The organism is Rhodococcus sp. UNC363MFTsu5.1 (genome assembly GCF_000686785.1).
Taxonomy (GTDB): Bacteria; Actinomycetota; Actinomycetes; order Mycobacteriales; family Mycobacteriaceae; genus Rhodococcus_G; species Rhodococcus_G maanshanensis.
Window position 1 is genome coordinate 1 of sequence record NZ_JMLO01000025.1, and the last position, 22,481, is coordinate 22,481.

General features: G+C 69.5%; 25 protein-coding genes and 1 rRNA gene. 10 read left to right on the forward strand and 16 right to left on the reverse strand.

What is annotated here, in order from left to right; translation table 11 throughout:
* Positions 1-5: 5 nt before the first annotated feature.
* Together rrf and BR31_RS0118590 are read left to right on the forward strand one after the other, a co-directional pair.
* A 5S ribosomal RNA gene (gene rrf, locus BR31_RS0118585) occupies positions 6-122 on the forward strand.
* A 96-nt stretch (positions 123-218) separates the two neighbouring features.
* Positions 219-1,010: a GNAT family N-acetyltransferase gene (locus BR31_RS0118590; protein WP_027502296.1), complete on the forward strand. Its 792-nt coding sequence runs from the start codon at positions 219-221 to the stop codon at positions 1,008-1,010.
* 22 nt (positions 1,011-1,032) lie between these two features.
* Here BR31_RS0118590 and BR31_RS0118595 read toward each other — a convergent pair whose 3' ends face one another.
* From BR31_RS0118595 to BR31_RS0118620, 6 genes are read right to left on the reverse strand one after another with little or no spacing between them, the layout of a single operon-like run.
* On the reverse strand, positions 1,033-3,726 hold the full coding sequence (locus BR31_RS0118595) for a fumarate reductase/succinate dehydrogenase flavoprotein subunit (RefSeq protein ID WP_027502297.1): 2,694 nt from the start codon (positions 3,724-3,726) through the stop codon (positions 1,033-1,035).
* On the reverse strand, positions 3,726-4,514 hold the full coding sequence (locus BR31_RS0118600; RefSeq protein ID WP_081830573.1) for an ABC transporter ATP-binding protein: 789 nt from the start codon (positions 4,512-4,514) through the stop codon (positions 3,726-3,728). Before BR31_RS0118600 ends, BR31_RS0118595 begins: the two co-directional genes overlap by 1 nt.
* Positions 4,511-5,380 carry an ABC transporter permease gene (locus BR31_RS0118605; RefSeq protein WP_027502299.1) on the reverse strand — a complete coding sequence of 290 codons (870 nt, stop codon included), beginning with the start codon at positions 5,378-5,380 and terminating at the stop codon, positions 4,511-4,513. The genes BR31_RS0118600 and BR31_RS0118605 overlap by 4 nt, the downstream gene beginning before the upstream one ends.
* A gap of 8 nt (positions 5,381-5,388) precedes the next feature.
* Entirely contained in the window at positions 5,389-6,834 is a 1,446-nt protein-coding gene (locus BR31_RS0118610; RefSeq protein WP_027502300.1) for an ABC transporter substrate-binding protein, read from the reverse strand.
* A gap of 40 nt (positions 6,835-6,874) precedes the next feature.
* Entirely contained in the window at positions 6,875-7,102 is a 228-nt protein-coding gene (locus BR31_RS0118615) for a 4Fe-4S dicluster domain-containing protein (protein ID WP_027502301.1), read from the reverse strand.
* On the reverse strand, positions 7,102-7,860 hold the full coding sequence (locus BR31_RS0118620; RefSeq protein WP_027502302.1) for a GntR family transcriptional regulator: 759 nt from the start codon (positions 7,858-7,860) through the stop codon (positions 7,102-7,104). Before BR31_RS0118620 ends, BR31_RS0118615 begins: the two co-directional genes overlap by 1 nt.
* A gap of 275 nt (positions 7,861-8,135) precedes the next feature.
* Between BR31_RS0118620 and BR31_RS0118625 the strand changes: the two genes are divergently transcribed.
* Together BR31_RS0118625 and BR31_RS0118630 are read left to right on the forward strand one after the other, a co-directional pair.
* Complete coding sequence (locus tag BR31_RS0118625) at positions 8,136-8,603, forward strand: MarR family winged helix-turn-helix transcriptional regulator (protein WP_027502303.1); 468 nt, start codon at positions 8,136-8,138, stop codon at positions 8,601-8,603.
* Positions 8,596-10,374 carry an AMP-dependent synthetase/ligase gene (locus tag BR31_RS0118630; protein WP_027502304.1) on the forward strand — a complete coding sequence of 593 codons (1,779 nt, stop codon included), beginning with the start codon at positions 8,596-8,598 and terminating at the stop codon, positions 10,372-10,374. The genes BR31_RS0118625 and BR31_RS0118630 overlap by 8 nt, the downstream gene beginning before the upstream one ends.
* A gap of 25 nt (positions 10,375-10,399) precedes the next feature.
* Here BR31_RS0118630 and BR31_RS0118635 read toward each other — a convergent pair whose 3' ends face one another.
* Positions 10,400-11,551 (reverse strand): alpha/beta hydrolase family protein, encoded by a 1,152-nt coding sequence (locus tag BR31_RS0118635; RefSeq protein ID WP_051637558.1) that lies wholly within the window; start codon positions 11,549-11,551, stop codon positions 10,400-10,402.
* Between the two features lie 175 nt (positions 11,552-11,726).
* Here BR31_RS0118635 and BR31_RS0118640 point away from each other — a divergent pair, with 175 nt between their 5' ends.
* Positions 11,727-12,479: a VOC family protein gene (locus BR31_RS0118640; RefSeq protein ID WP_027502306.1), complete on the forward strand. Its 753-nt coding sequence runs from the start codon at positions 11,727-11,729 to the stop codon at positions 12,477-12,479.
* A gap of 130 nt (positions 12,480-12,609) precedes the next feature.
* Positions 12,610-13,383, forward strand: a complete 774-nt coding sequence (locus BR31_RS0118645) for a hypothetical protein (protein WP_027502307.1) — start codon at positions 12,610-12,612, stop codon at positions 13,381-13,383.
* A gap of 128 nt (positions 13,384-13,511) precedes the next feature.
* On the opposite strand, the gene BR31_RS0118650 is transcribed toward BR31_RS0118645, so the two are convergent.
* The 4 genes from BR31_RS0118650 to BR31_RS0118665 all read right to left on the reverse strand — a co-directional run bounded on the left by BR31_RS0118650 (position 13,512) and on the right by BR31_RS0118665 (position 15,828).
* Positions 13,512-13,955 carry an SRPBCC family protein gene (locus tag BR31_RS0118650; RefSeq protein WP_027502308.1) on the reverse strand — a complete coding sequence of 148 codons (444 nt, stop codon included), beginning with the start codon at positions 13,953-13,955 and terminating at the stop codon, positions 13,512-13,514.
* 43 nt (positions 13,956-13,998) lie between these two features.
* Positions 13,999-14,352 (reverse strand): ArsR/SmtB family transcription factor, encoded by a 354-nt coding sequence (locus tag BR31_RS0118655; RefSeq protein ID WP_027502309.1) that lies wholly within the window; start codon positions 14,350-14,352, stop codon positions 13,999-14,001.
* Positions 14,349-14,801, reverse strand: a complete 453-nt coding sequence (locus BR31_RS0118660) for an SRPBCC domain-containing protein (protein WP_027502310.1) — start codon at positions 14,799-14,801, stop codon at positions 14,349-14,351. The genes BR31_RS0118655 and BR31_RS0118660 overlap by 4 nt, the downstream gene beginning before the upstream one ends.
* A gap of 211 nt (positions 14,802-15,012) precedes the next feature.
* Entirely contained in the window at positions 15,013-15,828 is an 816-nt protein-coding gene (locus BR31_RS0118665) for an SDR family NAD(P)-dependent oxidoreductase (protein ID WP_027502311.1), read from the reverse strand.
* Positions 15,829-15,993: 165 nt separating this feature from the next.
* Here BR31_RS0118665 and BR31_RS0118670 point away from each other — a divergent pair, with 165 nt between their 5' ends.
* Entirely contained in the window at positions 15,994-17,559 is a 1,566-nt protein-coding gene (locus tag BR31_RS0118670; protein WP_442970227.1) for a carboxylesterase/lipase family protein, read from the forward strand.
* A 30-nt stretch (positions 17,560-17,589) separates the two neighbouring features.
* Entirely contained in the window at positions 17,590-18,024 is a 435-nt protein-coding gene (locus BR31_RS0118675; RefSeq protein ID WP_027502313.1) for a hypothetical protein, read from the forward strand.
* 27 nt (positions 18,025-18,051) lie between these two features.
* Here BR31_RS0118675 and BR31_RS0118680 read toward each other — a convergent pair whose 3' ends face one another.
* The 5 genes from BR31_RS0118680 to BR31_RS29205 form a co-directional block, all read right to left on the reverse strand.
* Positions 18,052-18,405, reverse strand: coding sequence for a YciI family protein (locus tag BR31_RS0118680; RefSeq protein ID WP_027502314.1), 354 nt, complete (start codon positions 18,403-18,405; stop codon positions 18,052-18,054).
* A gap of 19 nt (positions 18,406-18,424) precedes the next feature.
* Positions 18,425-19,684, reverse strand: coding sequence for an MFS transporter (locus tag BR31_RS0118685; protein ID WP_027502315.1), 1,260 nt, complete (start codon positions 19,682-19,684; stop codon positions 18,425-18,427).
* 92 nt (positions 19,685-19,776) lie between these two features.
* The gene (locus tag BR31_RS29200; protein ID WP_037177220.1) at positions 19,777-20,055 is read right to left on the reverse strand and encodes an SHOCT domain-containing protein; all 279 of its coding nucleotides are present in this window, start codon (positions 20,053-20,055) and stop codon (positions 19,777-19,779) included.
* Between the two features lie 17 nt (positions 20,056-20,072).
* The gene (locus tag BR31_RS0118695) at positions 20,073-20,522 is read right to left on the reverse strand and encodes a DUF6325 family protein (protein WP_027502316.1); all 450 of its coding nucleotides are present in this window, start codon (positions 20,520-20,522) and stop codon (positions 20,073-20,075) included.
* Positions 20,523-20,615: 93 nt separating this feature from the next.
* Positions 20,616-20,873 (reverse strand): three-helix bundle dimerization domain-containing protein, encoded by a 258-nt coding sequence (locus BR31_RS29205; protein WP_051637566.1) that lies wholly within the window; start codon positions 20,871-20,873, stop codon positions 20,616-20,618.
* A gap of 186 nt (positions 20,874-21,059) precedes the next feature.
* Here BR31_RS29205 and BR31_RS0118705 point away from each other — a divergent pair, with 186 nt between their 5' ends.
* Both BR31_RS0118705 and ppk2 read left to right on the forward strand, forming a co-directional pair.
* On the forward strand, positions 21,060-21,458 hold the full coding sequence (locus BR31_RS0118705) for a DUF7144 family membrane protein (protein ID WP_027502317.1): 399 nt from the start codon (positions 21,060-21,062) through the stop codon (positions 21,456-21,458).
* 215 nt (positions 21,459-21,673) lie between these two features.
* Complete coding sequence (gene ppk2, locus BR31_RS29210) at positions 21,674-22,477, forward strand: polyphosphate kinase 2 (protein WP_037177238.1); 804 nt, start codon at positions 21,674-21,676, stop codon at positions 22,475-22,477.
* The last annotated feature ends 4 nt before the right edge of the window (positions 22,478-22,481 follow it).

A 22,481-nucleotide genomic window follows, 5' to 3' on the forward strand; every position in this document is an offset into this window, starting at 1 on the left:
AGAGTTACGGCGGCCATAGCGGAGGGGAAACGCCCGGCCCCATTCCGAACCCGGAAGCTAAGCCCTCCAGCGCCGATGGTACTGCACTCGACAGGGTGTGGGAGAGTAGGACACCGCCGAACATAAATTGCGAATGCCTCGCATCACAGTCTTGAAAGAGACTGCGATGCGAGGCATTTCGCATATCCAGGGGACGATGGGCTCACTAGGATCGCGCTGTGGGCGACGATCTGATGGAAGCAATGGAACTCAATCTCGCGTCTCATGCGGGGCACCTGCACCCCACGGTCGCCGGCGCGAGGGTGCACGACCCCGGTGACATCCTGATCGTGGACGGCGGACTGGACGACGACACCTTCAACCTCGTGTGCCGGGCGCGGTTGGCACCGCTCACGGCGCAGGCAGGCTGCGAGGAGACTCTGGCCACGGTGAGGGCGACGGGGCGCCCGTTCTCGTGGTGGGTCGCCCCGACCTCGACGCCGGCGAATCTGGGAGAGTTGCTGCGGGAGAGGGGCCTTCGGGCGTCGGAGACGGAGCTGGCGATGACCGCGTCGATGACGGAGATCCCGTTGCCCGCGCCGGACACGGACCTGAAGGTCGTGACCGTGACGAATCGCGAGCAGTTGCGTCACTATGCGGAGCTGATGGCCAGGAACTGGACGCCGCCGTCCCCGGCGGTGTTCGACTTCTTCGAGGCCGCGGGTTCGGCGATCCTGCGGAGCGAGTGCGCCAGCACCTTCGTCGTCGGCTATCTCGCCGGGGAACCGGTGGCGGGAGCGGAGATTCATCTGGCAGCCGGCGTTGCCGGTCTCTACGGCGTGGTCACCCTCGAGGCCCATCGCAGGCGGGGATTCGGTACCGCGGTGACCCTGGCGGCGATCGATCGTGTCCGGGCGGCCGGGGTGGAGCGGGTGGTGTTGCAGGCGTCCGAGGACGGTGCGCCCGTCTACGAGCGGATCGGGTTCACCCCCGTCGGAACGTACACCGAGTACGCGCTGCGACGGGGGTGAACCGAGTGTCCGGCCCGGTCCCTCAGACCCGGACCGGGTCCAGGAGCGCGCGCCGGGCGTAGGCGCGCACGTCGGCGTCCGTGTCGTCGATCGCGGTGCTCAGGACCTGTTGCGCCGCAGGGTCTCCCGGCCAGGTGGCGAGCGCGAGCACGGCGGCCTTGCGGACGTCGAGGTGCACGTCGGTGAGGGCCCCCGCCAGCGCGGGCACCGCATCGTCCGGGAGGGCACCGGCGAGGGCGCGTGCCGCACCCTGCCGGATCTGCCATGCAGACTCCTTCAGCCCGGCGACGGCCAGCGCGACATCGGTCCCGGTGGGTCGCAGCGAGGCGAAGGCCGCCAGTGCGGCCGCGCGGACGAGGGGGTCGCGGTCGGCCGCGAGGGTGCGGACCGCCTCGAGACCCCCGAGCCCGATCGTCGCGAGGCCATGCGCGCAGGCGATCCGCACCTCGCGGTTCTCGTCCGCGGCGACGGTGGCCACCGTCTGCCAGTCGTTCAGGGACACCAGCGCGCGCACCGACTCGATGCGGACCCGATGGTCGAGGTCCTCGAGCGCCGCCCGGTACTGCGCCTCGGTCCCGCTGCGCAGCGCCCGCAGTAGGTCGATCACGGTGGAGCGCACGACCGGGTCGCCGGATTCGAGGTGGCGCGCCAGCCCATCGGCCGAGGGCAGCACCTCGACCAGCTCGCGTAGTCCCTCCGCGGCCGCCCGGCGAACGCCGGCGTGCTCGTCGCCGAGCGCGGCGACCAGCTGGGCGTCGAACCCATCTGGGGTGGCCTCGGTCAGCGTGGCGATGGCGGTCGAGCGCACCTGCGGGTCCGCGTCGATCAAATAGGGGCGCAGCTGTGCGGCGGTCGGATTGTCGAGCCCGAGGATCTCCACGATCCGGGGCGAGCGGGGCCGGACGTCGGCAGGGGTGGCGTCGACCCGCGAGGTCGGCGCGATCGGCGCGCGGCCGCCGACCAGCGGCGGCTGCCGCACCGGCACGACCCGCTGGTCCCGCGGCGGAAGGTCGTCCAGTCCCGGGACCGGCACGAAGTACGGCGCCACCGGGCGCTTGAGGAACTCCATCTGGCCCCCGGCGCTCTTGCGCAGGTTCAGGTGGTATCCCCAGTCGGAGTCGTTCTGGCCGGGCAGGTCCGCCCGCTCGTGGTACAGGCCCCATCGGCTCTCCGTGCGGGTGAGCGAGCTGCGCGACGCCATTTCCGCGCAGTCCCGGATGAACGACACCTCGGCGCACCGCATCAGCTCGTGCGGGCTGGTCGCCCCCATGCCCTCGATCTCCGCGGTCATCCGCTGGAAGGTCTCTACCGCGATGGACAGCTTGGTGGCCGTTTTCGGCGGCGCCACATAGTCATTGACGAAGCGCCGCAGCTTGTACTCGACCTGCGGTTGCGGCGGTCCCTCCGGGTGTAGGAGCGGCCGGTAGATCAGCTCGTGCGCCGCGCGCAACTGATCGGCAGGCAGTTCGGCCGGCGCGGCCACGGTCGCCAGGGTGCCTGTGGCGTGAGACCCCGCGAGGTCCCCGTACACGAAGGCGCCGATCATGTAGTTGTGTGGCACGCAGGCCAGGTCGCCTGCCGCGTACAGCCCGGGCACCGTCGTCGCGCCGTGCTCGTCCACCCACACGCCGGATGCCGAATGTCCACTGCACAGGCCGATCTCGGAGATGTGCATCTCGATGTCATGGGTGCGGTAGTCGTGCCCGCGATTCACGTGAAACGTTCCGCGGGTGGGCCGTTCGGTGGTGTGCAGGATGGACTCGAGCGTGTCCAGGGTCTCGGTCGGCAGGTGACTGACCTTGAGATAGATGGGGCCGCGGGCTGATTCGATCTCCTGCTTGACCTCGCTCATCATCTGTCCCGACCAGTAGTCGGAGTCGACGAAGCGCTCGCCCTGCGCGTTGACCTGGTAGCCGCCGAACGGGTTCGCGACGTACGCGCACGCCGGTCCGTTGTAGTCCTTGATCAGGGGGTTGATCTGGAAGCACTCGATGCCGCTGAGCTCGGCCCCCGCGTGGTACGCCATCGAGTAGCCGTCGCCCGCGTTGGTCGGGTTCTCGTAAGTGCCGTACAGGTATCCCGACGCGGGCAGCCCGAGCCGTCCGCAGGGGCCGGTCGCCAGGATGACGGCCTTCGCCCCGACCGCGACGAACTCCCCGGTGCGGGTGTTCAGTGCCGCCGCACCGACCGCGCGGCCCCGATCCGTCAGCACCCGCACCGGCATCAGGCGGTTCTCGATCCGGATCTTCTCGCGCATCTTCCGTTGCCGCAGTACCCGGTACAGCGCCTTCTTCACGTCCTTGCCCTCGGGCATCGGCAGCACATAGGAACCGGAGCGGTGCACCCGGCGCACCGCATACTCGCCGTACTCGTCCTTCTCGAACTTCACGCCGTATTTCTCGAGCCGCTGCACCATCGCGAAACCGCGGGTCGCGGTCTGGTAGACGGTGCGCTGGTTCACGATTCCGTCGTTGGCGCGGGTGATCTCGGCGACGTAGTCCTCCGGCTCGGCCTTGCCGGGGATGACGGCGTTGTTGACGCCGTCCATCCCCATGGCCAGTGCGCCGGAGTGCCGTACGTGTGCCTTCTCGAGCAGCAGCACGTCGGCGCCGTTCTCGGCTGCGGTCAGCGCGGCCATCGTGCCTGCCGTGCCGCCGCCGATGACCAGTACGTCGCAATCGAGGCGGATGGTGTCGGCCAGGTCTGGGATGTCCATCAGTTCTCCTGGGTGTTCGTGTGGCCCAGCGCAGCCAGGACTTTCGCGCGGGCGGCTCGGGTGTCGGGGTGGTCGAGGGCGTCGCGGTCGCGGGGCCGTGGCACATCGACGACGGTGCGCAGCGGGGCGCCCGCGCGCCCGAGTACCGCGACCCGGTCTCCGAGCAGGACCGCCTCGTCGACGTCGTGGGTCACGAAGACCACCGTCGTCGGGTGCGTGCGCCAGGTCTCGATGAGCAGTCGTTGCATGGTCGCGCGGGTCTGGGTGTCGAGCGCTCCGAACGGTTCGTCCATCATCACGGCCCGGGGCGCACCGGCAAGGCCGCGCGCCAGCTGCACCCGCTGACGCATGCCGCCGGAGAGGTTCTTGGGCAGGAAGTCCCCGAAGCCGGTGAGCCCGACCTCCTCGATCCACCGCTCCGCCTCGCGCCTGCGCCCCGACCTCGGCCGGCCGCGAAGTGCAAGGGCGAGTTCGATATTGGACCGGACGGTGCGCCAGGGCAGGAGTGCGTTGTCCTGGAAGACCACGGCGCGGTCCCGCGAGGTGGTGGTCACCGCGGCTCCGTCCGCGAGGATGCGGCCGGAGTCCGGCGCCAGGAGGCCCGCCAGCGCGCGGAGCACCGTCGACTTCCCGCACCCGGAGGGCCCGGTCAGCACCAGGATCTCGCCGGGCAGGGCGGTCAGGTACAGCGATCGGACCACGGGGGCGCCGGTGTAGGACAGGGTGACCCCGTCCAGGGTCAGCGACATGCCCGCAGCGATCTTCTCTTCGCCTGTGGCTGTGGTCATCTGGTGTTCTCCCCTCGGGGCAGCCACCGGGTGACGCGGCGGCCGAGCAGCTCGACCGCCGCGGACGTCGAGAACCCGAGGATGCCGATGGTGATCATGCCGACGAACACGCCCGGGTAGTCGACGATCGTGTATGCCTGCCAGGTGCGATAGCCGACCCCGAGGCGGCCCGAGATCATCTCGGCGGAGATCACGCAGATCCACGCGACGCCGATGCCGACCGACAACCCGCCGAACAGTCCGGGCAGGATCCCGGGGAGCACAACGCGGCCGAGGACGTCCCACCGGCTGCCGCCAAGCGTGCGCACGGAGTCCTCCCAGATGGTCGGGAGCGCCCGCACGGCGTGCCGGGTGCTGACCATGATCGGGAAGAAGGCGGCGACGAAGGTGATGAAGACGATGCCTGCCTCGTCGCTGGGGAACAGCAGGATCGCCACCGGAACGATGGCGATCGCCGGAATGGGCCTCGCCAGTTCGGCCAGCGGGCCGACGGTGTCGGCGAACAGGCGAGAGCGTCCCAGCGCGATGCCGACGGTCACCCCGGTCACCGTGGCGAGGCCGAACCCGGACACGATCCGGATCAGCGACTGGCCGAGGTCCAGGTAGAACAGGTCGGTCCGGAGCTGACCCCCGTACGCCGAGACGATCTCGGTCACGGTGGGCAGCGTGTCGAACCGCAGCCACAGCCGGACGTCGTTGGCGGTCAGCAGCTGCCACGCGAGCACCGCGGCGAGCACCGAGGAGATCCGGATGGCTCTGGACCGCCACCGGGCGGGTGCCGCCGGCCTGCCGCCGGGGTCGGGCGCCGCGTCCGGCGCGGGCCCGACCGGCTCCGCGGCCGCCGCCCGCGCGTCGGGTGCGGTCACGGACGCGGTCACGGCCGGACCTCCTCGACGGCGCGGTCGTAGGTGATCGGGACGCTCGCGGGGTTCGTCTGCAGGTAGCGCCCCGCGGCGGCCGCGGTGGTGAAGGGCAGGTAGCGGGCTCCGTCGCGCACCCACACCGCCTTGTCCGCGAACCAGCGGGTGCCCAGTTCCGCGTCGGGCACGTACGCGGCGCGGATGCCCCTGCCCTCGGCGCGTGCCTTCTTGATCGAGCGCAGGAGGCAGGTGGGGTCGGCCGCGGGCTGCGTCTGTGTCGCGCCGTCGAACCACAGCTCGCTCGCCTGCGCGGGATCGGCGACGGGGAGTCCGCAAACCGGGTCGGTGCCGGTCAGGGTCGTTGGGTTGGCGGTGACGGCGGCCGCGGCGTCGTAGGTCTCGGTCCCCTCGGCCGCGTAGGCGGCCCGCAGCGGCGCGTCGTCGACGAATCCGTCGACGTCCAGGTCGGCGAAGTCGCCGATCGACTTCAGGTAGGGCACATCGGTTTTCAGGGCCTCGACCAGGCGGGGCTTGAGCGTCGGGTCGAAGGAGGTGCCGCCGGGACCGTTGTAGAGATAGACCACCTCCTGCGGCAGTCCACTCTGCTCGGCGACGATCCGCGACGCCTCGAGTGGCTCGCTGCGGATGAAGCGGGTGGCGTCGAGCTGCGCGAGCAGGAAGGCATCGAGCACCTCGGGGTGCTGCTCGGCGTACGACTCGCGCACCACCACTCCGTGCAGGGTCGGTCGGTTCAGCTCCGCGCCGTCGTAGAGCAGCTTCGCCTTGTCCTGGAACACCAGCAGGCCCGGCCAGGCCACGAACTGCGACAGCGCGGCCACCTGCCCGGACTCGAGCGCGGACGAGCCGACCTGTGGCTGCTGGTTGAGGACCTCGACCCCGGTGGCGGGGTCGAGGCCGGCGCGGTCGAGCGCCTGCACGAGGGTGCCGTGGCCGGCGGAGCCGACGCTGGCGGACACCTTCTGGCCGGCCAGGTCGGCGAGGCCGGTTGCCGACGAATCCGGTGGCACCACAACCATGTTCAGCGCGCCTTTGGGGTTGTACCCGGTGACCGAGACGATCTCGGTCTTTGCGCGCGGGTTGGCCTGGGTCCGGGACCCGTTGATGAGCATCGGATAGTCGCCCATCGAACCGATGTCGATCTTCTCGGCGACCATCTGCGCGGTGATCGGTGCGCCGGTGTCGTAGTCCTGCCATTGCACGGAATACGCGGTGCCGGTGCGCTCGGTCACGGCCGCGAGGCGCTTCTCGAGATAGCCCTGTGCCTTCAGCAGGGTGCCCGCGGTGACGGTGTTGATCGTCTTGGACTGATAGCCGATGACGACGGGCACGGTGTCCGCGCCTCCTGCGCCGCCGCCGGAGTCACTGTCGAGGGAGCAACCGGCGAGCAGGGCTGTGGTGAGGGCAGCGGCCAGCGCCGCCGCGGGGATGCGGCGTTTCATGTTCGGGTCCTTGGTGGTCGGGGCGTCCGGTGCCTGGCGGCTAGCGGAGCAGGAAGGGCATGTTGACGGTGACGGCGCCGGTGGGACAGCGGGCCGCGCAGGGGCCGCAGTACCAGCACTCGTCGACGTGCATGAAGGCCTTGCCGTTGTCCGGGTTGATCGCCAGCGAGTCGAGCGGGCAGATCTCGACGCAGAGGGTGCAGCCCTCGATGCAGAGCGACTCGTCGATGGTGACCGGGACGTCGGCGCGTTGGTTGACCAGTGCCATCAGGTGAGCTCCCAGGGTTGGTTCGTGCGGAAGAGGTTGCCGCGCATGGTGATGCGGTCACCCCGCATGCGGACGTACTCGAGGTCGACGGGCCTGCCGTCGTCGAGAGTGGTGAGCCGTTCGAGCAGCAGCAGCGCGGCGCCCTCGGGGGCCTGCAGCGCGGCCGCGGTGTGGGCGTCGGCGTTGACGGATTCGATGGCCAGCTCGGCCGATCCGAGCGGCCTGCCCGCGACCTCCTCGATCAGGGCGAACACGTCGTTGCCCGCGAGGTCGCGGCGCAGCAGTTCCTCGCCGAGGTCGGGGACGAGGTAGGTCAGGTCGAGGCTGAGCGGCAGATCGCCGAGGTAGCGGAGCCGCTCGATGTAGACCGCGGGTTCGCCCCTGTCGAGCTCGAGGCGGCGAGCGACGGCGGGCGGGGGCACCAGGTGCAGGGCCGCGCGCACCTCGTTGCGCACCTCGCCGTGTTCGCGGAGCGTCTCCTTGAGACCGAGCAGGGTGTCGATGCCGTGGTCGAACTTGCGTCCGGACACCTGGGTGCCGACCCGAGGGGCGCGGTCGATCAGGCCCTCGTCCTTGAGCAGCGCGAGGGCGGCGCGCACGGTGTTCCTGGAGACGTCGAACTCGGCGGCGAGCTGGTGCTCGGGCGGCAGGGTGCCCGCGAACGCGCCTGCCAGGGTCTGCTGGCGCAGCACGTCCGCGACCTGGCGGGCCCGATCGGCGCGCGAGCGGCGGCTCGGCTGCTCGGTGGCTGTGCTCATCTGCTTCCCTCCCTCGTGGCCGGTGACCTGGACGAATGCCGACAGTAGCGGCGGTTTCGGGGCCTTCCGGCCGCTCACTTCTTGGCCGCGGGGGCGGTGAGGCGATTGCGCCACCAGCGGTGCGGTCGGACCTGGGCAAACGGCGGGCCGGTTGGCGATTGCGCCGCCGAGCGGGGCCAGGACCGAGTTCGGATCACGCTGATCCGAATGTTCGGATCCGGCCCTCGGGCTCGGGCCCGCGTCGAGCGGCGTCGGATCGGGTTTATAGTTGCGTTGTGCAACAACGATCGACCGCTGCTGTCGCCCAGGTACACGAGGAGCTCGTGCACCTGGTCCGCCAGCTGATGACGGGGGAGCGTCCCGCCGAGGGGTTGCCCACCTTCGCCCAGCACTCGGTGCTCTCCTACATCGAGCGCAACCCGGGATGCCGGGCGACCGAGATCTCCGAGGCGTTCGGGGTGCACCGGTCGACGGTGTCGCGGCAGCTGCGCGGTTGTGTCGACGCCGGGTGGGTCCAGGCCGAGCCGGGACCGATCCGCAGCGGGCACCCGCTGAGCCTCACGGACGCAGGCCGCGACGTCCTCGGGGATGCCGACCGGCGCCGCCGCGACGAGGTGGGGGAGCGGGTCCGGGACTGGTCGGACGCGGACATCGCCGACCTCGCCCGCATGTTGCACAGGTTCCGCACCAGTACCGCAGACCACGACACCGACCAGAGCATCGGAGCAGACCCCCGTGCGTGAATTCACCACCACCGCCCAGTTCACCGTCGCGGACGACGACGCGCTCGTCCGCTCCGTCTACCGGCACGCGCAGGAAGCGCCCCAGCGGGTGCTGTTCAGCCGGCCGATCGGGGGCGACTGGGTCGACGTCACTGCGGCGGAGTTCGCCGATCTGGTGGTCGGCGTCGCGAAGGGCCTGATCGCGGGCGGTGTGGCCCGAGGGGATCGGGTGATCCTGCTGTCGGCCACCCGGTTCGAATGGTCACTGTTCGACTTCGCGATCTGGGCGGCCGGCGCCGCGTCGGTGCCTATCTATGACTCGTCCTCTGCTGACCAGATCCGGTGGATCGCCGAGGATTCGGGGGCGGTGACCGCGATCGTGGAGACCGAACGGCACGCGTCGGCCTTCGACGGTTCCGGACTGAGCGTCCGTCAGATCGACGACAACGCGGTTGGTGCGCTGATCGCGGCGGGCGTGCATCTCGACGATGCCGAGGTGCACGACCGGGTGGCGGCGATCCGGGCCGATGACCTGGCGTCGCTGGTGTACACCTCCGGCACCACGGGCAGGCCGAAGGGCTGCATCCTGACCCACCGCAACTTCCTGTCCGAGGTGCGCGGCATCCTCAGCGCCAGTGTCGGCGAGGTGGCGAAGCCGGGCAACCGGATGCTCACCTTCCTGCCTCTCGCCCATGTGCTGGCCCGTGCCGTGTCCCTCGCGATGTTCGAAGCCGGTGGGGCGCAGGCGCACTGGTCGAACTTCAGCACCGTTGTCGGGCAGTTCGCCCGGTTCAAGCCGCACACGATCCTCGGGGTACCGCGGGTCTTCGAGAAGGTCAGGGACTCGGCCGCACACAGCGCCGCGCAGGGCGGCGCCGTCAAGAAGGCGATCTTCGGCTTCGCCGAGACGACCGCCGTCCGCTACAGCGAGGCGCTCGATGCGGGCGGACCGTCTCCTGTGCTCCGCGCCAAGCACTGGGTCGCGGACCGGCTCGTCTACTCGAAGCTCCGGGCTGCGCTCGGCGGCGAGTGCTGGTGGGCCATCTCCGGTGGTGGCGCGCTGATGCCCAGCCTCGGGCACTTCTTCCGTGGCGTCGGCGTGCCGATCTACGAGGGTTACGGACTCACCGAGACCACCGCGGCGCACTGCGTCAACGTCCCGGGCGCGCACAAGATGGGTACCGTCGGACGGCCGTTGGGCGGCAACAGCGTTCGCATCGCGGCCGACGGTGAGATCGAGCTGCGCGGCGGTGTGGTGTTCGGCGGGTACTGGCACAACGAGCAGGCCACCGCCGAATCCTTCGACCAGGGCTGGCTGCGGACCGGCGACCTCGGCGAGCTCGACGAGGACGGCTTCCTCACCATCACCGGGCGGAAGAAGGACTTGCTGATCACCGCGGGCGGCAAGAACGTCTCGCCGGGACCGCTCGAGGATCGGATGCGCTCGCACGCCCTGATCTCGCAGGCCGTGGTCGTCGGGGACGCGCGCCCCTTCATCGCCGCGCTGCTCACCGTCGACCCGGACGTGTTCGCGCTGTGGAAGACCGAGAACGGCAAGCCCGCCTCGGCGTCCATCGCGGACCTGAGCGAGGACCGGGACCTGCGTGCCGCGCTGCAGCAGGTGGTCGACGACGCGAACAGCACCGTTTCGCATTCCGAGGCGATCAAGAAGTTCACGATCCTCCATCGCGATCTCACCGAGGCGGACGGCGAGATGACCGCGACCCTGAAGATCAAGCGCAAGGTGGTCACCGAGCGCTTCGGTGAGGAGATCGACGCGCTGTACCGCTGACTCGGATCTCGGTCGGCCGCCGCGCCTAGCGGACCTCGCGGACGAGCGGGTACCGGGGCGTCGGGTTCTCCAGCACCGGATCCTGCCGGTCCTTGAGGTGACGATCGAACATCGCCGTGACGAGGCCGTCGATCGTCCTCGTCACCTCCTGTCGCGGAGCGGTTCCGAGGCTCAGGCCGCCGGGGATCTGGAAGGCCGGGAGGTCGGGCACGCTCTGCGGGACGAGGTGTTCGGCGTCGGTGAAGCTGGCGTGCCCGGTATCGGCGATCGCGTAGACGCGGCTCCACCCGCGGGGCGTCCGGAAGTACTGGTCCCAGAACCGTTCGCGCCCTTCGCGGCTGTCGGCGTGCAACGAGCTGATGATGCTCAGCAGCGGGCGGGTGGCGCCCCCGGTGACGATCGGGCTCGGTGCCGTTCCGTAGAAGAGGGCGCCGTCGAGATTCACCCCGGCATCGAGCCGCGGTTCGGTGCGCAGCACCTCGGCGGTGGACGCGCCGCCCATCGAATGACCGAACATGCCGATCCTGGACGGGTCGATGGCGTCGGCGAGTCCGTCGGGGAGGGGCGTCGCAACGGCATCGCCGTCGCCGCGTGCGATCGACTCGACGACATCGATCACGAACCTCGCGTCGGCGACTCTGGTGTCGAGGGCCTTGCGCAGGGTGGCCTCCGAGTACGCGTCCGGCATCCGCTGGGGGACGACCCGGCCGTCGGGGAAGACCGTGGCAAGGCCGTCCCCGGTGTGATCGATGCTGATCACCACGTACCCGCGGCCGGCGAGATGCTCGGCGGTGCCGGTCGAGAGCGTTCGGGGCATGTAGAAGCCGGGGGAGAAGAGCACCACCGGCAGCGAGCGCGGTCCGCTCGAGGCGACCGGCGCGTCGAGGCGGGCGTTCGTCTGGAGCCCGCTGCCCGGGACGTATTCGGCGGGTTCGCTCCCGCTCACGCCCGCCGCGGGGTAGGTGACCGTGACGGCGAGTTCGCGCCGGGTGCCGGGTGCCCATGGGTCCTCGCGGCCACGGTCGACGAGGCTCAGCGCGGTGGCCCCGATGGCGGTGTCGCCGCCCGGCGTCGGCAGGATCGGGGCCGCGGAGGCGGGAGATCCGGCGGCGGCGCCGCCGAGTGCAATGGCCGCGACGAGCAGCGTGGCCAGCGGGGAGAAATGCGCGCGCTTCACGGAAAACGTCCCTCTGTCGGTCGGTGCTGGTGTCCTCGCGAACCGTAGTTGCCCGACACCGCAGTGGGGGAGCTACGTTTTCGCCCGCCGAGGAACCCTCCCCGGCGGGTCGCCCTTGCGCGGGACCGCGGTCGGGGGCAGTGTCGAGACCGGCACTCGCACCCCGGGAGGACACATGACCAGCCCCGACCTCGGTTCCATTCTGCTCGCGAGCCCGGACCCCGATCGCCTTCGGGACTGGTACTGCAGGGCCTTCGGCGCCACGCCGAGCCCGGACGGCGACGTTCGATTCGGGGGCGTCAGTGTCCTGTTCGACCAGCGCGACGACGTCGCGGAGAAGAACCCGGAGCCCGGGCGCACGATCCTCAACTTCCACGTGGACGACGCGGCAGCGGTCGCGGCCCGACTGGACGAGATGGATGCCGACTGGCTGGTCCCGCTCGAGGAACGCTCCGAGGGGATGCTCTTCGGGACGCTGATCGACCCGGACGGGAACTACTTCCAGATCATCGAGCTCGGTGCGCGGTACCTGGCGGCCCGGGTGTCCGCCCCGTCCGCGACGCTGAGCTCGGCGCCGTTCAGCGGCTTCGCCGTCGATGACATCGATTCGGCCGCGGCCTTCTACCGCGACATCCTCGGCCTGGCCGTCACCGAGGAGTCCGGCCTGCTCGCCATACAGATCGGCGGGGACAAGACCGTGCTGGCGTACCCCAAGCAGAACCACACCCCTGCGGAGTACACCATCATGAACTTCCCGGTCGAGGACATCGATGCGGCGGTCGACGCGCTGCGCGAGCGGGGCGTCACCTTCGAGCGGTACCAGGGGATGGCGGCCGACGAACGTGGCATCTTCCGGGGCGGTGGACCCTACATCGCGTGGTTCACCGATCCGGCCGGAAACATCCTCTCGGTCCTGCAAGAACGGTGATTTCACGTGCTGTGGGCCTCCACGCGTCCACATGCCCGTAAGGTGGAGGTCAGAGACCGAGTCGTGTCCGCGTCGCCCGTCGCCCCACTGCTCTCACATTTGCACGGGCTGAGCGGCACGGACGGACACCATGGAGAACACTGCCAGCCTGGGCATTCAGGCATTCATCTCGGAGGTCGTCCAGCGCGGTGGCCGCGCGGTCCGGCTCACCCATTCGCGGCGCAACCCGGTCCAGGTGTGGGGCGTCGGCGACGACAGTTGCGTGGTGCGGGTGCGAACCAAGCTCGACGGCGACTGGCAGGCGCGCAAACAGGACGGCGCGCTGGACACCGATGACACCGGATCCCAGTTCTGGGTGTTCGTCGACCTGGCCACGTCCCCGGAGGAGTACTTCGTCGTCCCGTCCGAGGAGGTGGCCGCCGACATCCACAGTGAGGTCGACCTGTGGGTCAAGGAGGTTCCCGGGCGCACCAGGACGGGTAGCCATGCGATCGCCGTCGAACGGGTGGAGCACGGCCGCGCGCGCTGGGACCTGCTCGGGCTGTCCGATGTGAAGGACCCCAGTCGCAAGCCCGCGGGCACCGCGCCGGAGCCGAGCAGGCCGAAGCTGGTGCCGATCACCCGCACGAGGAAGTCCGCGGCCGTCGAGGAGGTCGTCGACGAGCGGCTGCAGGTGGTCGCGGATTTCGAGGGCTACCGGCTCGTCGGCATGTACGACGAGCAGACGGGCAGGCTCGAGATCACCCGCGGACCGATGGAGGGCCGCCGCTTCGACAACCCGACCACCGCTGCCAACGCCGTCGCCAGCCACATCAGCGGGGACGTCGAGTCCAAGGACGGGTGGTCGTTCTGGCAGATCGAGGGCGCCGACCGCGCGCCGCTGGGATCCCGCCGCGCCGGATAGCCGAAGCTGTCGGGATACCGGCCGCCGCATCGCCGAGTGTGCACCTGCCGGCGGTCGCTCTCGGGCGATGCCCCGGCAGGTGCACACTCGACGGGACGCGGCGCTGGTGCCACGTCGAGGTGGGTCGATCAGTTCCAGTTGTCGATCTTGACGTCGTGGGGGTCGGGAGCGCCCGTCCCTGTTTCGATCAGCGACTTCAGGCTCATCAGGAAGACCGCCCACTTGGTGCTGCAGTGGTACATGAACTCCACCGGCTCCTTCCAACCCTGGTGATTGAAGAGGACGATGGTGTAGTCGTCGACCTGATCGAGGTCCCAGACCACGTGCGTTCCGACCCATTCTTCAGGCCCGTCGATCACCTCCCACTGCACACGCTTGCCGGGGACGAGTTCGTCGACCTTCATGTCGAATCCGCCTGCCCCGAAGCGGAATCGGAGCACACCGCCCACGTCGCTGCCGTCGCCCTCGGTGTCGGCCGTCCACCAGCCGGCCAGCCCCTCGGCGGTGGTCAAGGCCGTGTAGACCTCGGCAGGCGTCGATTTGATGCCGACCCTGTGCAGGATGTCCGCCATTGTCGTTCCTTCCTTCCGGTGTTGGTTCTCGATTTGCCTGAACTCACTGCCGCGTATCGCGCTGGTCCTTACTGCGCGCGATGGTCTCGGCAATCCGCTTGATGCGTCGCAGCCTCGCGTCCCACGTCGCCCCAACCGAGGACAACTGCGCGACCGCGCGAGCGAGTTGCGCCTCGTCCACCCGGTACCTCCTCTCTCGCCCGGCAGGCGTGGCGTGCACCAGGCCGACCCGGTCGAGCACACCGAGATGTTTCGCGATGGCCTGCCGTGTCACGGGGAGCTGCGCGCTGAGGCTGGTGGCCGTGCCATCGCCCTCGGCCAGGAGCAGGTCGAGCATCCGCCGACGGGTCGGATCCCCGACTGCGGACCAGAGGTCGTCGTCGACGGCGGTGCTCACGGGGTGGCCACCAGCCGTGCAAGGTATTCCCCGAGTCGGGGCACGAAGGTGTCCCACCCGGTGCTGTGCTCGTTGTACAGCTCCTCCAACTTCGCAGCCTCCCAACCCATTTCCCGGAACCCGGTCTCGGTGAGCCGAATCCTGGTGCCCGAGCCCGACGGAGTCAGTTCGAAGGTGACCAGCAGCGAGTCGGCGGAGTCGTCGACCTTGCCGTCGGCGTGGCACCAGCGGAACGAGAACAACCGAGGCGGCTGCGCGTCCACCACCTTGATCTGGGCGACCTCCGCCCTGTCGCCCCAGATGAGCTCACCGACCGCGCCGGGGGTCGGGTCGATCTCGGCGTCGTCGGACCACCATTCCGAGATGTGCTCGGGGCTGCTGACCACCTCGAAGGCCACCTCGGGCGGGGCGTCGACGTAGATCTCCCGTTCGATGCTGCCGTACTCCATGCTCCGCACCCTTCTTCGATATGCAACGTTTGGTTGCATGTGACGTTAGCGGACAGTGCGAAGTTGCGCAACCATTGATTGCTTATTGGTGGGAGCGGCCGGCGATGGGGTCGCCGAGTGTGCAGCTGCCGGCGCCTGCACTCGGGCGATGCCCCGGCAGGTGCACACTCGGCGGATCAGGACGTTGGGACGGAGGTCCTTCGGGGACCGGTCAGGGATTGAGGGGGCGGTTGGTCCAGCCGCCGGAGGCGCGCGGCACCCAGCCGCCTGCGCCGTGGGTGCCGCCGTCGACGTGGATGGTGCCGCCGGTCACGAAGCGGGACAGGTCGGACGCCAGGAACAGCGCTGGGCCCGCCACGTCCTCCGGCTGCCCTGGCCCGCCGAGCGGGGACCAGGTCGGCCACAGCGGCGTCTGCTCCTCGGGCACCAGCTCGGCGTAGGGGACCTGCACCGTTTCGATGAGGTCGGGGGCGATGGCGTTGACTCGAATCCCCGTGGGGCCGACCTCGGCGGCGAGCGAGCGGGTGAACTGCATCAGCGCGGCCTTGTAGGCCGAGTAGACGGTGTGCCCTGGCATCGCGCGGTGTGCCTCGACGGTGGTGAGGTTGATGACCGAGCCGCCGCCGCGCTCGGCCATGCCGGGCAGCACGGCGTGCGTGAGCCGCAGCACGTGGCCGAGATTGACCTCGTGCAGCTGCTCCCACAGATCGGGCTGGTTCTCGGCGAACGGGCGCGGCGGACGCAGGTAGTGGCCGACGTTGTTCACCAGGATGTCCGGTCGGTGCGCGAGTAGCGCCTCGGGTACCGGGGCCGTGCGGACGTCGGCCTCGATGGCCTCGATCGACCCGCCCGCCGCCGGGTCGAATGTGCGATCGGTGACCGGATCGAGGTCCGCGACCAGGACGTGGGCGCCGTGCGCCGCGAACGACCGCGCGATGGCCGCGCCGATGCCCGCCGCGCCGCCGGTGACAACCGCGCGCCGTCCCGCCAGCAGGGCTCCAGGGGTGAAAACGGTCTGTGATGACATGGCTCCATCCCAGACCACCACCGTCGCCGGCGCAGTCGTATTTCCCGACAAGCGGGAGCGCCGGTCGGGCCGGGTGTGGCGTGCCTCCCAGTGCCCCCGCCGGTTCCCGCAGGTGGTCGCGCATTCTTGGTACGTTGGCTGGGATCCCGCTGCGAGGAGGCTGCCGTGCCCACCGGACTGGATGTGACCGCGACCCCGGCCGAGACGCTGACCGTGTCCGCCCGCGACGGCGACGCGCGCGGCTACGCGGCAGGCTCGGTGTTCGCATGGAAGGGCATCCCGTACGCCGCCGCCGGCGCGGCGAGGCGGTTCCGGTCCGCGGTGGCACCGTCAGCGTGGCTGGGTGAACGCGACTGCAGGGACTTCGGCCCCATCGCCCCGCAGGCCAAGACGGTTCAGGTGCCGATGGAGCCGGGCTCGGTGGCGGACGAGGACTGCCTCTCGCTCAACGTGTGGGCGCCCCGCCCGGACGGGACGCCGCGCCCGGTGATGGTCTGGATCCACGGCGGTGCGTACTGCGTCGGCTCGTCGTCGCAGAGCGTGTACGACGGCAGGCGGCTGGCCGAGTTGGGCGACGTCGTGGTGGTCACCGTCAACTACCGGACCGGGGTGCTCGGGTTCCTCGACCTGTCGACCTTCTCGACCGACGAGCATCCGTTCGAGACCAACATCGGGCTCCGCGACATGATCGCCGCGTTCGAATGGGTGCGAGACTGCATCGCCGCGTTCGGCGGCGACCCGGACAACGTCACCGCTTTCGGGGAGTCCTCGGGTGCCGGGTCGATCACGACGCTGATGACCTCGCCTCGAGCGGAGGGGCTCTTCCACAAGGCCATCGTGCAAAGTGCGCCCGCCACATCGGTTTACGGTGCCGAGCGGGCGGCGACGGTGGCAAGGCGCTTCCTCGAGATCGTCGGGGTGAACGAGGACGAGGCGGGCAGGCTGTGTGAGCTGCCGATCGAGAAGCTGACCGCGGCGGGCGACGTGCTGCTCGACGAGGTGACGACCTCGGTGCCGGGCACGCTGTCGATGGCGCCAGTGGTCGACGGCGACCTGGTGCCGCGGTACCCGGTCGCCGCGTTCCAGAAGGGTTTCGCACACCGAATCCCGTTGATCATCGGCACCAACAAGGACGAGGCGTCGATCTTCCGGCTCACCCGCTCCCCGATCATGCCCGTCACCGCGGACACCGTGAACCAGATGTTCACCGCGATCGCCGCCGACCACCCGAAGCTGCCCGCGATCCGGGTCGCGGAGATCATCTCGGCCTACCCGGACTGGTCGAAGACCAGCGGTGCCCTCGCGGTTTCGCGGGACGCGGCCTTCCGGATGCCGTGCCTGTGGATCGCGGACGCGCACAGCAAGCACTCGCCCACCTGGGTGTACCGGTTCGACCACGCCACCCCGATGCTGTGGGCGGCCCGGGTCGGCGCCGGGCACGCCACCGAACTGCCCTACGTGTTCGGCAATTTCGGCACGCTCAACCACGACCCGACCTTCTGGCTCGGCGGACGCAAGGCAGCGCTGGAGGTGTCCGGCCGGGTGCAGCGCCGGTGGCTGGCGTTCGCGCAGCACGGCGTGCCCGCGGCGCTCGACGCCTCCAAGCACTGGGCGCCGTACCGTGAGGACACCAGGGCGACGCTGCTCATCGACAAGACCGACACCCTGGCGAGCGACCCGGACCGGGAGCTGCGGGCCGCGTGGGGCGACAAGGTGATGGGGTTCAAGTGACCGGGACCGGCGCTCTGTAGCGTCGTACACATGAGCAAGCTGGATGAGGTCGGCGAACGGGAATCGTGGCGCTGCTGGTTGTGCGACGAACCCGTCGACCCGGACATGTCGGTGAACGACCCGCGCGGTCCGAGCATCGACAGCATCAACACCGCCAAGAAGGGCAAGGGCGGCCCGGAGCGGCTCGCGCACCGCGCCTGCAACACCAAGAAGGGCGCGATCAAGCCGGTGGTGCCGTGGTCGGACGCGCTGTTCGTGATCGATCCCGCGCCGATCATCGGGGTGGTCGAGCAGCTCACCCGCAAGCCAGGACGGGTCGCCGTCGCGCGGTGCCCCTCGAAGTCCGACGCCGAGGACGCGTCCGCCTGGCTGCTGGACCGGCTCTCCCGGCTCGCGCCCGAGCTGACGCTGGACACCAAGATCGAGCCGGGCGGCGGCGGCTTCCTGCTGATCGTCACGCGCTGACCCGCGCCTGATCGCCCCGCTCGCGCGTCAGTCCTCGGGACCTTGCTGGAACGGCCGGACCTCGATGGGCAGGGTGGTCGCGGCCGCCAGCTTGCGTCCCCAGCCGAGCGCGGCGTCGAGGTCGGGCGCCTCGATGATCGTGAATCCGCCGAGATGATCCGCGGCCTCCGCGAACGGGCCGTCGGTGACGAGCACCTCGCCGCTCTTCGGCCGCAGGACCGTCGCCTTCTCCGGCGGGTGCAGACCCCCGGAGAACACCAACGCGCCCGCGGCCTTGAGTTCCTGGTTGAGGGCTTCGATGTCCTCGATGATCACCTCGAGGATCTCCGGCGCGGGCACCGGTCCGTCGGGTTGGTAGACACTGAGCAGGTAGTGCGTCATGGCGTTCCTCTCTCACCCTCTAGTGGATTCGAGTGTCGACCGAATCGGGCACCGGTGCGTCCAGATCGCGCAAAGCGGGCAGCGTGAAGCAGACCGCGGCGATCACCAGGACCGGGATCGCCAGCGCGAAGAAGGTGATCCGCAGGCCGACGGCGTCGATCAACGGGCCAGCAAGCAGGTAGCCGAGCGGGCCCGCGGCGTACGCGGTTGAGGTCATGACGCCGACGACGCGGCCGCGCATGTGCTCGGGGCTGCGGGTCTGCATCGCGTAGTTCGCTATCGGGCCGACGGGCCCGAACACCAGGCCCACCAGCAGTGCCAGCGTGAGCGTCACCCACAGAGCAGGCAGGAACGCCATGCCGATCATGCATCCGCCGAGCGCGGTCACCGCCAGCAGCATGAGGGTCCGGCGCCTGACGCGGGCGGCGAGCGCGCCGTAGGTCAGGGCGCCGATCACGCCGCCGATGCTCATCGCCATCAGCACCCAGCCGAGCTGCGCCGGCTCCCCGCGTTCGGTGAAGTAGACAGGGAAGAGCACGCTCTCCACGGGCATGTACAGCGCGACGATCGCCATGTCGACAAGGGCGAGGGTGCGCAGCAATCGGTTGTGCCACACGAACTTCAGGCCCTCGAGCGTGCCGCTCCACATCGATTCCGGCCGGGTCTCGCGGTCGGGTGTGCCCGCGCCGTCGAGTCGGAGGAAGGCGATGGTGAGGATCGAGAGGGCGAAGCAGACGGACGTCACCCACAGGGTGTTCACCGCACCCACCGTGGCGATCAGCACGCCGCCGATGCCGGGGCCGATCAGGTACGCGACGTTGTAGTTGGCCTCGTACAGGCTGTTGACCCGGTCCAACGACCACCGGGCCTCCCTCGTCGCGGCCGGCAGCATGGATTCGCGGGCCGAGATGCCGGCCGGGTCGAAGGCGGCGCCGAGGGCGGCGAGCGCCGCGATGATGCCAACCGACAGCCCGACCGTCGCGGCCATCACCGGGATCAGGGCCACCGACACCGCGGACAGGAAGTCGGAGACCAGCGAGGTGCGGCGGCGGCCGAACCGGTCGACCACCGTGCCGGAGAACAGGCTCGAGAGCAGCAGCGGCAGGGTGGCGGCGCCTGCGACGACGGCGGCGTCGGTGGCCCGGCCGGTCTGTGCGAGGACCAGCCACGGCAGCGCGACGATGGTGATGCCGTTTCCGGTCGCCGAGAGCAGCGTGGCGAGGTTGATCAGGACCAGGGGTGTGTACCGGCGTGCGGCCGTGGCCGTCGTCGCAGTCATGTCGGGGTTCTTTCAATATGGAGGAGACATGTCCCGACGCTAGCGTCCCCGCGGCGGCCGCGCGAGCGATTTTCCTGGGCGCCGCTGTGCGGTCAGGAGGCCAGGATTCTGGCCTTCTCGGCGTTGAACTCGTCCTCGGTGAGCACACCCTGGGCCTTCAGCTCACCGAGCTGCTGCAAGGCGGCGAGACGATCGACGCCGCCAGAAGGTGGTGCGGCTGCGGGCGGGGGCGGGGGCTGGGGCGGGGGAGCCTGTTGGGCTTGTTCGGCGTTCCACCGCTGACCCTGCCTGCGGGAAACCCGATTCGAGACGGCGGTCGCGGTCCCGGCCACGACGGCGGTACGCGCGACGCCACGGAGAAGTCCAGGCATGGTGTGCTCCTTCGTCTTCAGCTGTCGGCATCGAGCGAGTCGAGTGCCGCCATGATGCCTTGGAGGGGGATGCGGCCCGAGGCCACGAGTTGCGCGCCGCCGCGGCGCAGCGCGGTGGCGAACGGGGCGGCCCACAGGTTCTCGTAGACGAGAATGGCTCCGGAGCAGCCCGGTTCGAGGATGGCACCGGCCTCCTCGACGTCGCTTCGATTCACCAGCCCCGACGACGCCTCCGCGAACAGCGTCACGTCCACGCCGCCCTCGAGGCCGAGGTCGTCGATCGCGATTCCCGCCAGCGATCCGTCGGTGTTCTTGCGGACGAACACGAGATCGAGCACGCGAATGATGCCGTTGTCGACCAGATCGCGGAGCATCGGCAGCGCCGACCCGTCCGGCGGCCGGTCGGCGGGGAACTCCACCACGAGATAGTCGATGGGCCCGACTTCGTCGAATTCGTTGTCGTTCACTGCAGGACCTCTCTCCTTGAAGATGGTCGTGGTCAGAACGGTATTCGAGTGTTGAGCGACGCTGCCAGCATCTCACCTGGGAGGGCCGCGCGGCTAGGAAACAAGGCCATCGAATGGCGCGGCGTCGTCGCGCTCGCCCATGGCCGTCTTGGCGGTCACCCGGTCCGCGATCTGCCGCCGGGCCGCCTTCTCGACGAGCAGGGGCACGAAGTCGCGGACCTTGCCGTTGGCGAAGCGCTGATGGATCGTCCACACGGTGTGCTCGATGTCCGCAGGCGATTCGGCGGGGTAGCGAGCGATCAGTCGCGCGATGACGTGCTCGACTTGAAGCAATTCGTCATCGCCGGTCATCGACTCATCGTCTGCCCGGCTGTCCACGGCGGTCAAGACTCAATAGGGACTCGGGACAGGCACGGATCGCACACCGGGGGCGCTGCCCGGGTCAGCGGGATTCGAACCTCGAATCCGCGATGAACGCGGTGCAGGAAGCGGACAATGGGGACATAGCACCATTCGGTTGCGAGGAAGGGGACCGTCATGTCTGAGAAGTCGCCGGCCGAACAGGGCGTCGCGGCAGGCACGTCGATGGGGGCGGCCGTCATCCTGGTGACAGTGGGCATCATCCAGCTCATCCAGGGGATCGCCGCGGTGGCCGAGAACGAGGTCTTCATCGTCGGCGTGGAGTACACCTACAAGTTCGACCTCACCACGTGGGGCTGGATCCACATCGTGCTCGGCGTCCTGGTCGGCGTGATCGGCGTCGCGCTGTTCACCGGGGCCGGATGGGCACGGGTGGCGGCGATCGTGATCGCCTCGATCTCGATCATCGCCAACTTCATGTGGCTGCCCTACTACCCGTGGTGGTCGGTGCTGATCATCGCCCTCGACGTCGTGGTCATCTGGGCGGTGTCGACCTGGAAGCCGCAAGCAGTCTGACCCGGAACACAATGGAAAGCAGGATGATTTGGTGACTACTCCGGTCGCAGGGCCGCGCACCTCGGTGTCGCGGTCCTGCTGTCGGCGAACCGGGTGAGGACCGGACGAGTACGCACGAGCGGACGGCCGAGGGAGAGCCGGTGGGCAAATCCAAGCACACGAAGTCCAAGAAGCGATCCGAGCAGACCGGGCGGCAGCCTGCCGAGGCCGGAGAGCTGATCGACTCGTCCGCCGCGGAACATGCCCCACCGATGTCGAACAAGGAATACCGCCGCCATCTCAAGGTGCTCGACGCGGAACTGGTCGCGCTGCAGGAGTGGGTCAAGTCGACAGGGGCGAGGGTCTGCATCCTCTTCGAGGGCCGCGATACCGCCGGGAAGGGCGGGGTCATCAGGACGATCACCGAACGCGTCAGCCCACGGGTGTTCCGGGTGGTGGCCCTGCCCGCGCCGACCGAGCGGGAGAAGTCGCAGATGTACTTTCAGCGGTACGTGCCGCATCTGCCCGCCGCCGGGGAGGTCGTCATCTTCGACCGCAGCTGGTACAACCGGGCCGGCGTCGAACGCGTCATGGGATTCTGCACGGAGGAACAGGCTCAGAAGTTCCTCGAGCTCATCCCGGCGGTCGAGCGCGTGATCGTCGAGTCGGGGGTCATTTTGCTCAAGTACTGGCTCGAGGTGAGCGAGGAGCAACAGACGATGCGCCTACAGAGTCGCATCGAAGATCCGCGGAAGACCTGGAAGCTCTCCCCGCTGGATCTGAAGTCCTACAGCCGCTGGTACGACTACTCGCGAGCCCGTGACGAGATGTTCCGGTTCACCGATTCCGGCTTGGCGCCGTGGTTCGTCGCGCTCAACGACGACAAGAAGCGTGGGCGGCTCAACATCATCAGTCACCTGCTCAGCCAGATCCCGTACACGCCGCTCGAGCGTCCCGACGTCACCCTGCCGAAGCGGCAGAGCCCCGGCGACTATCGCGCGCCTGCGCTGGCGCTGCACTGGATTCCCACTCCTTACTGACGTT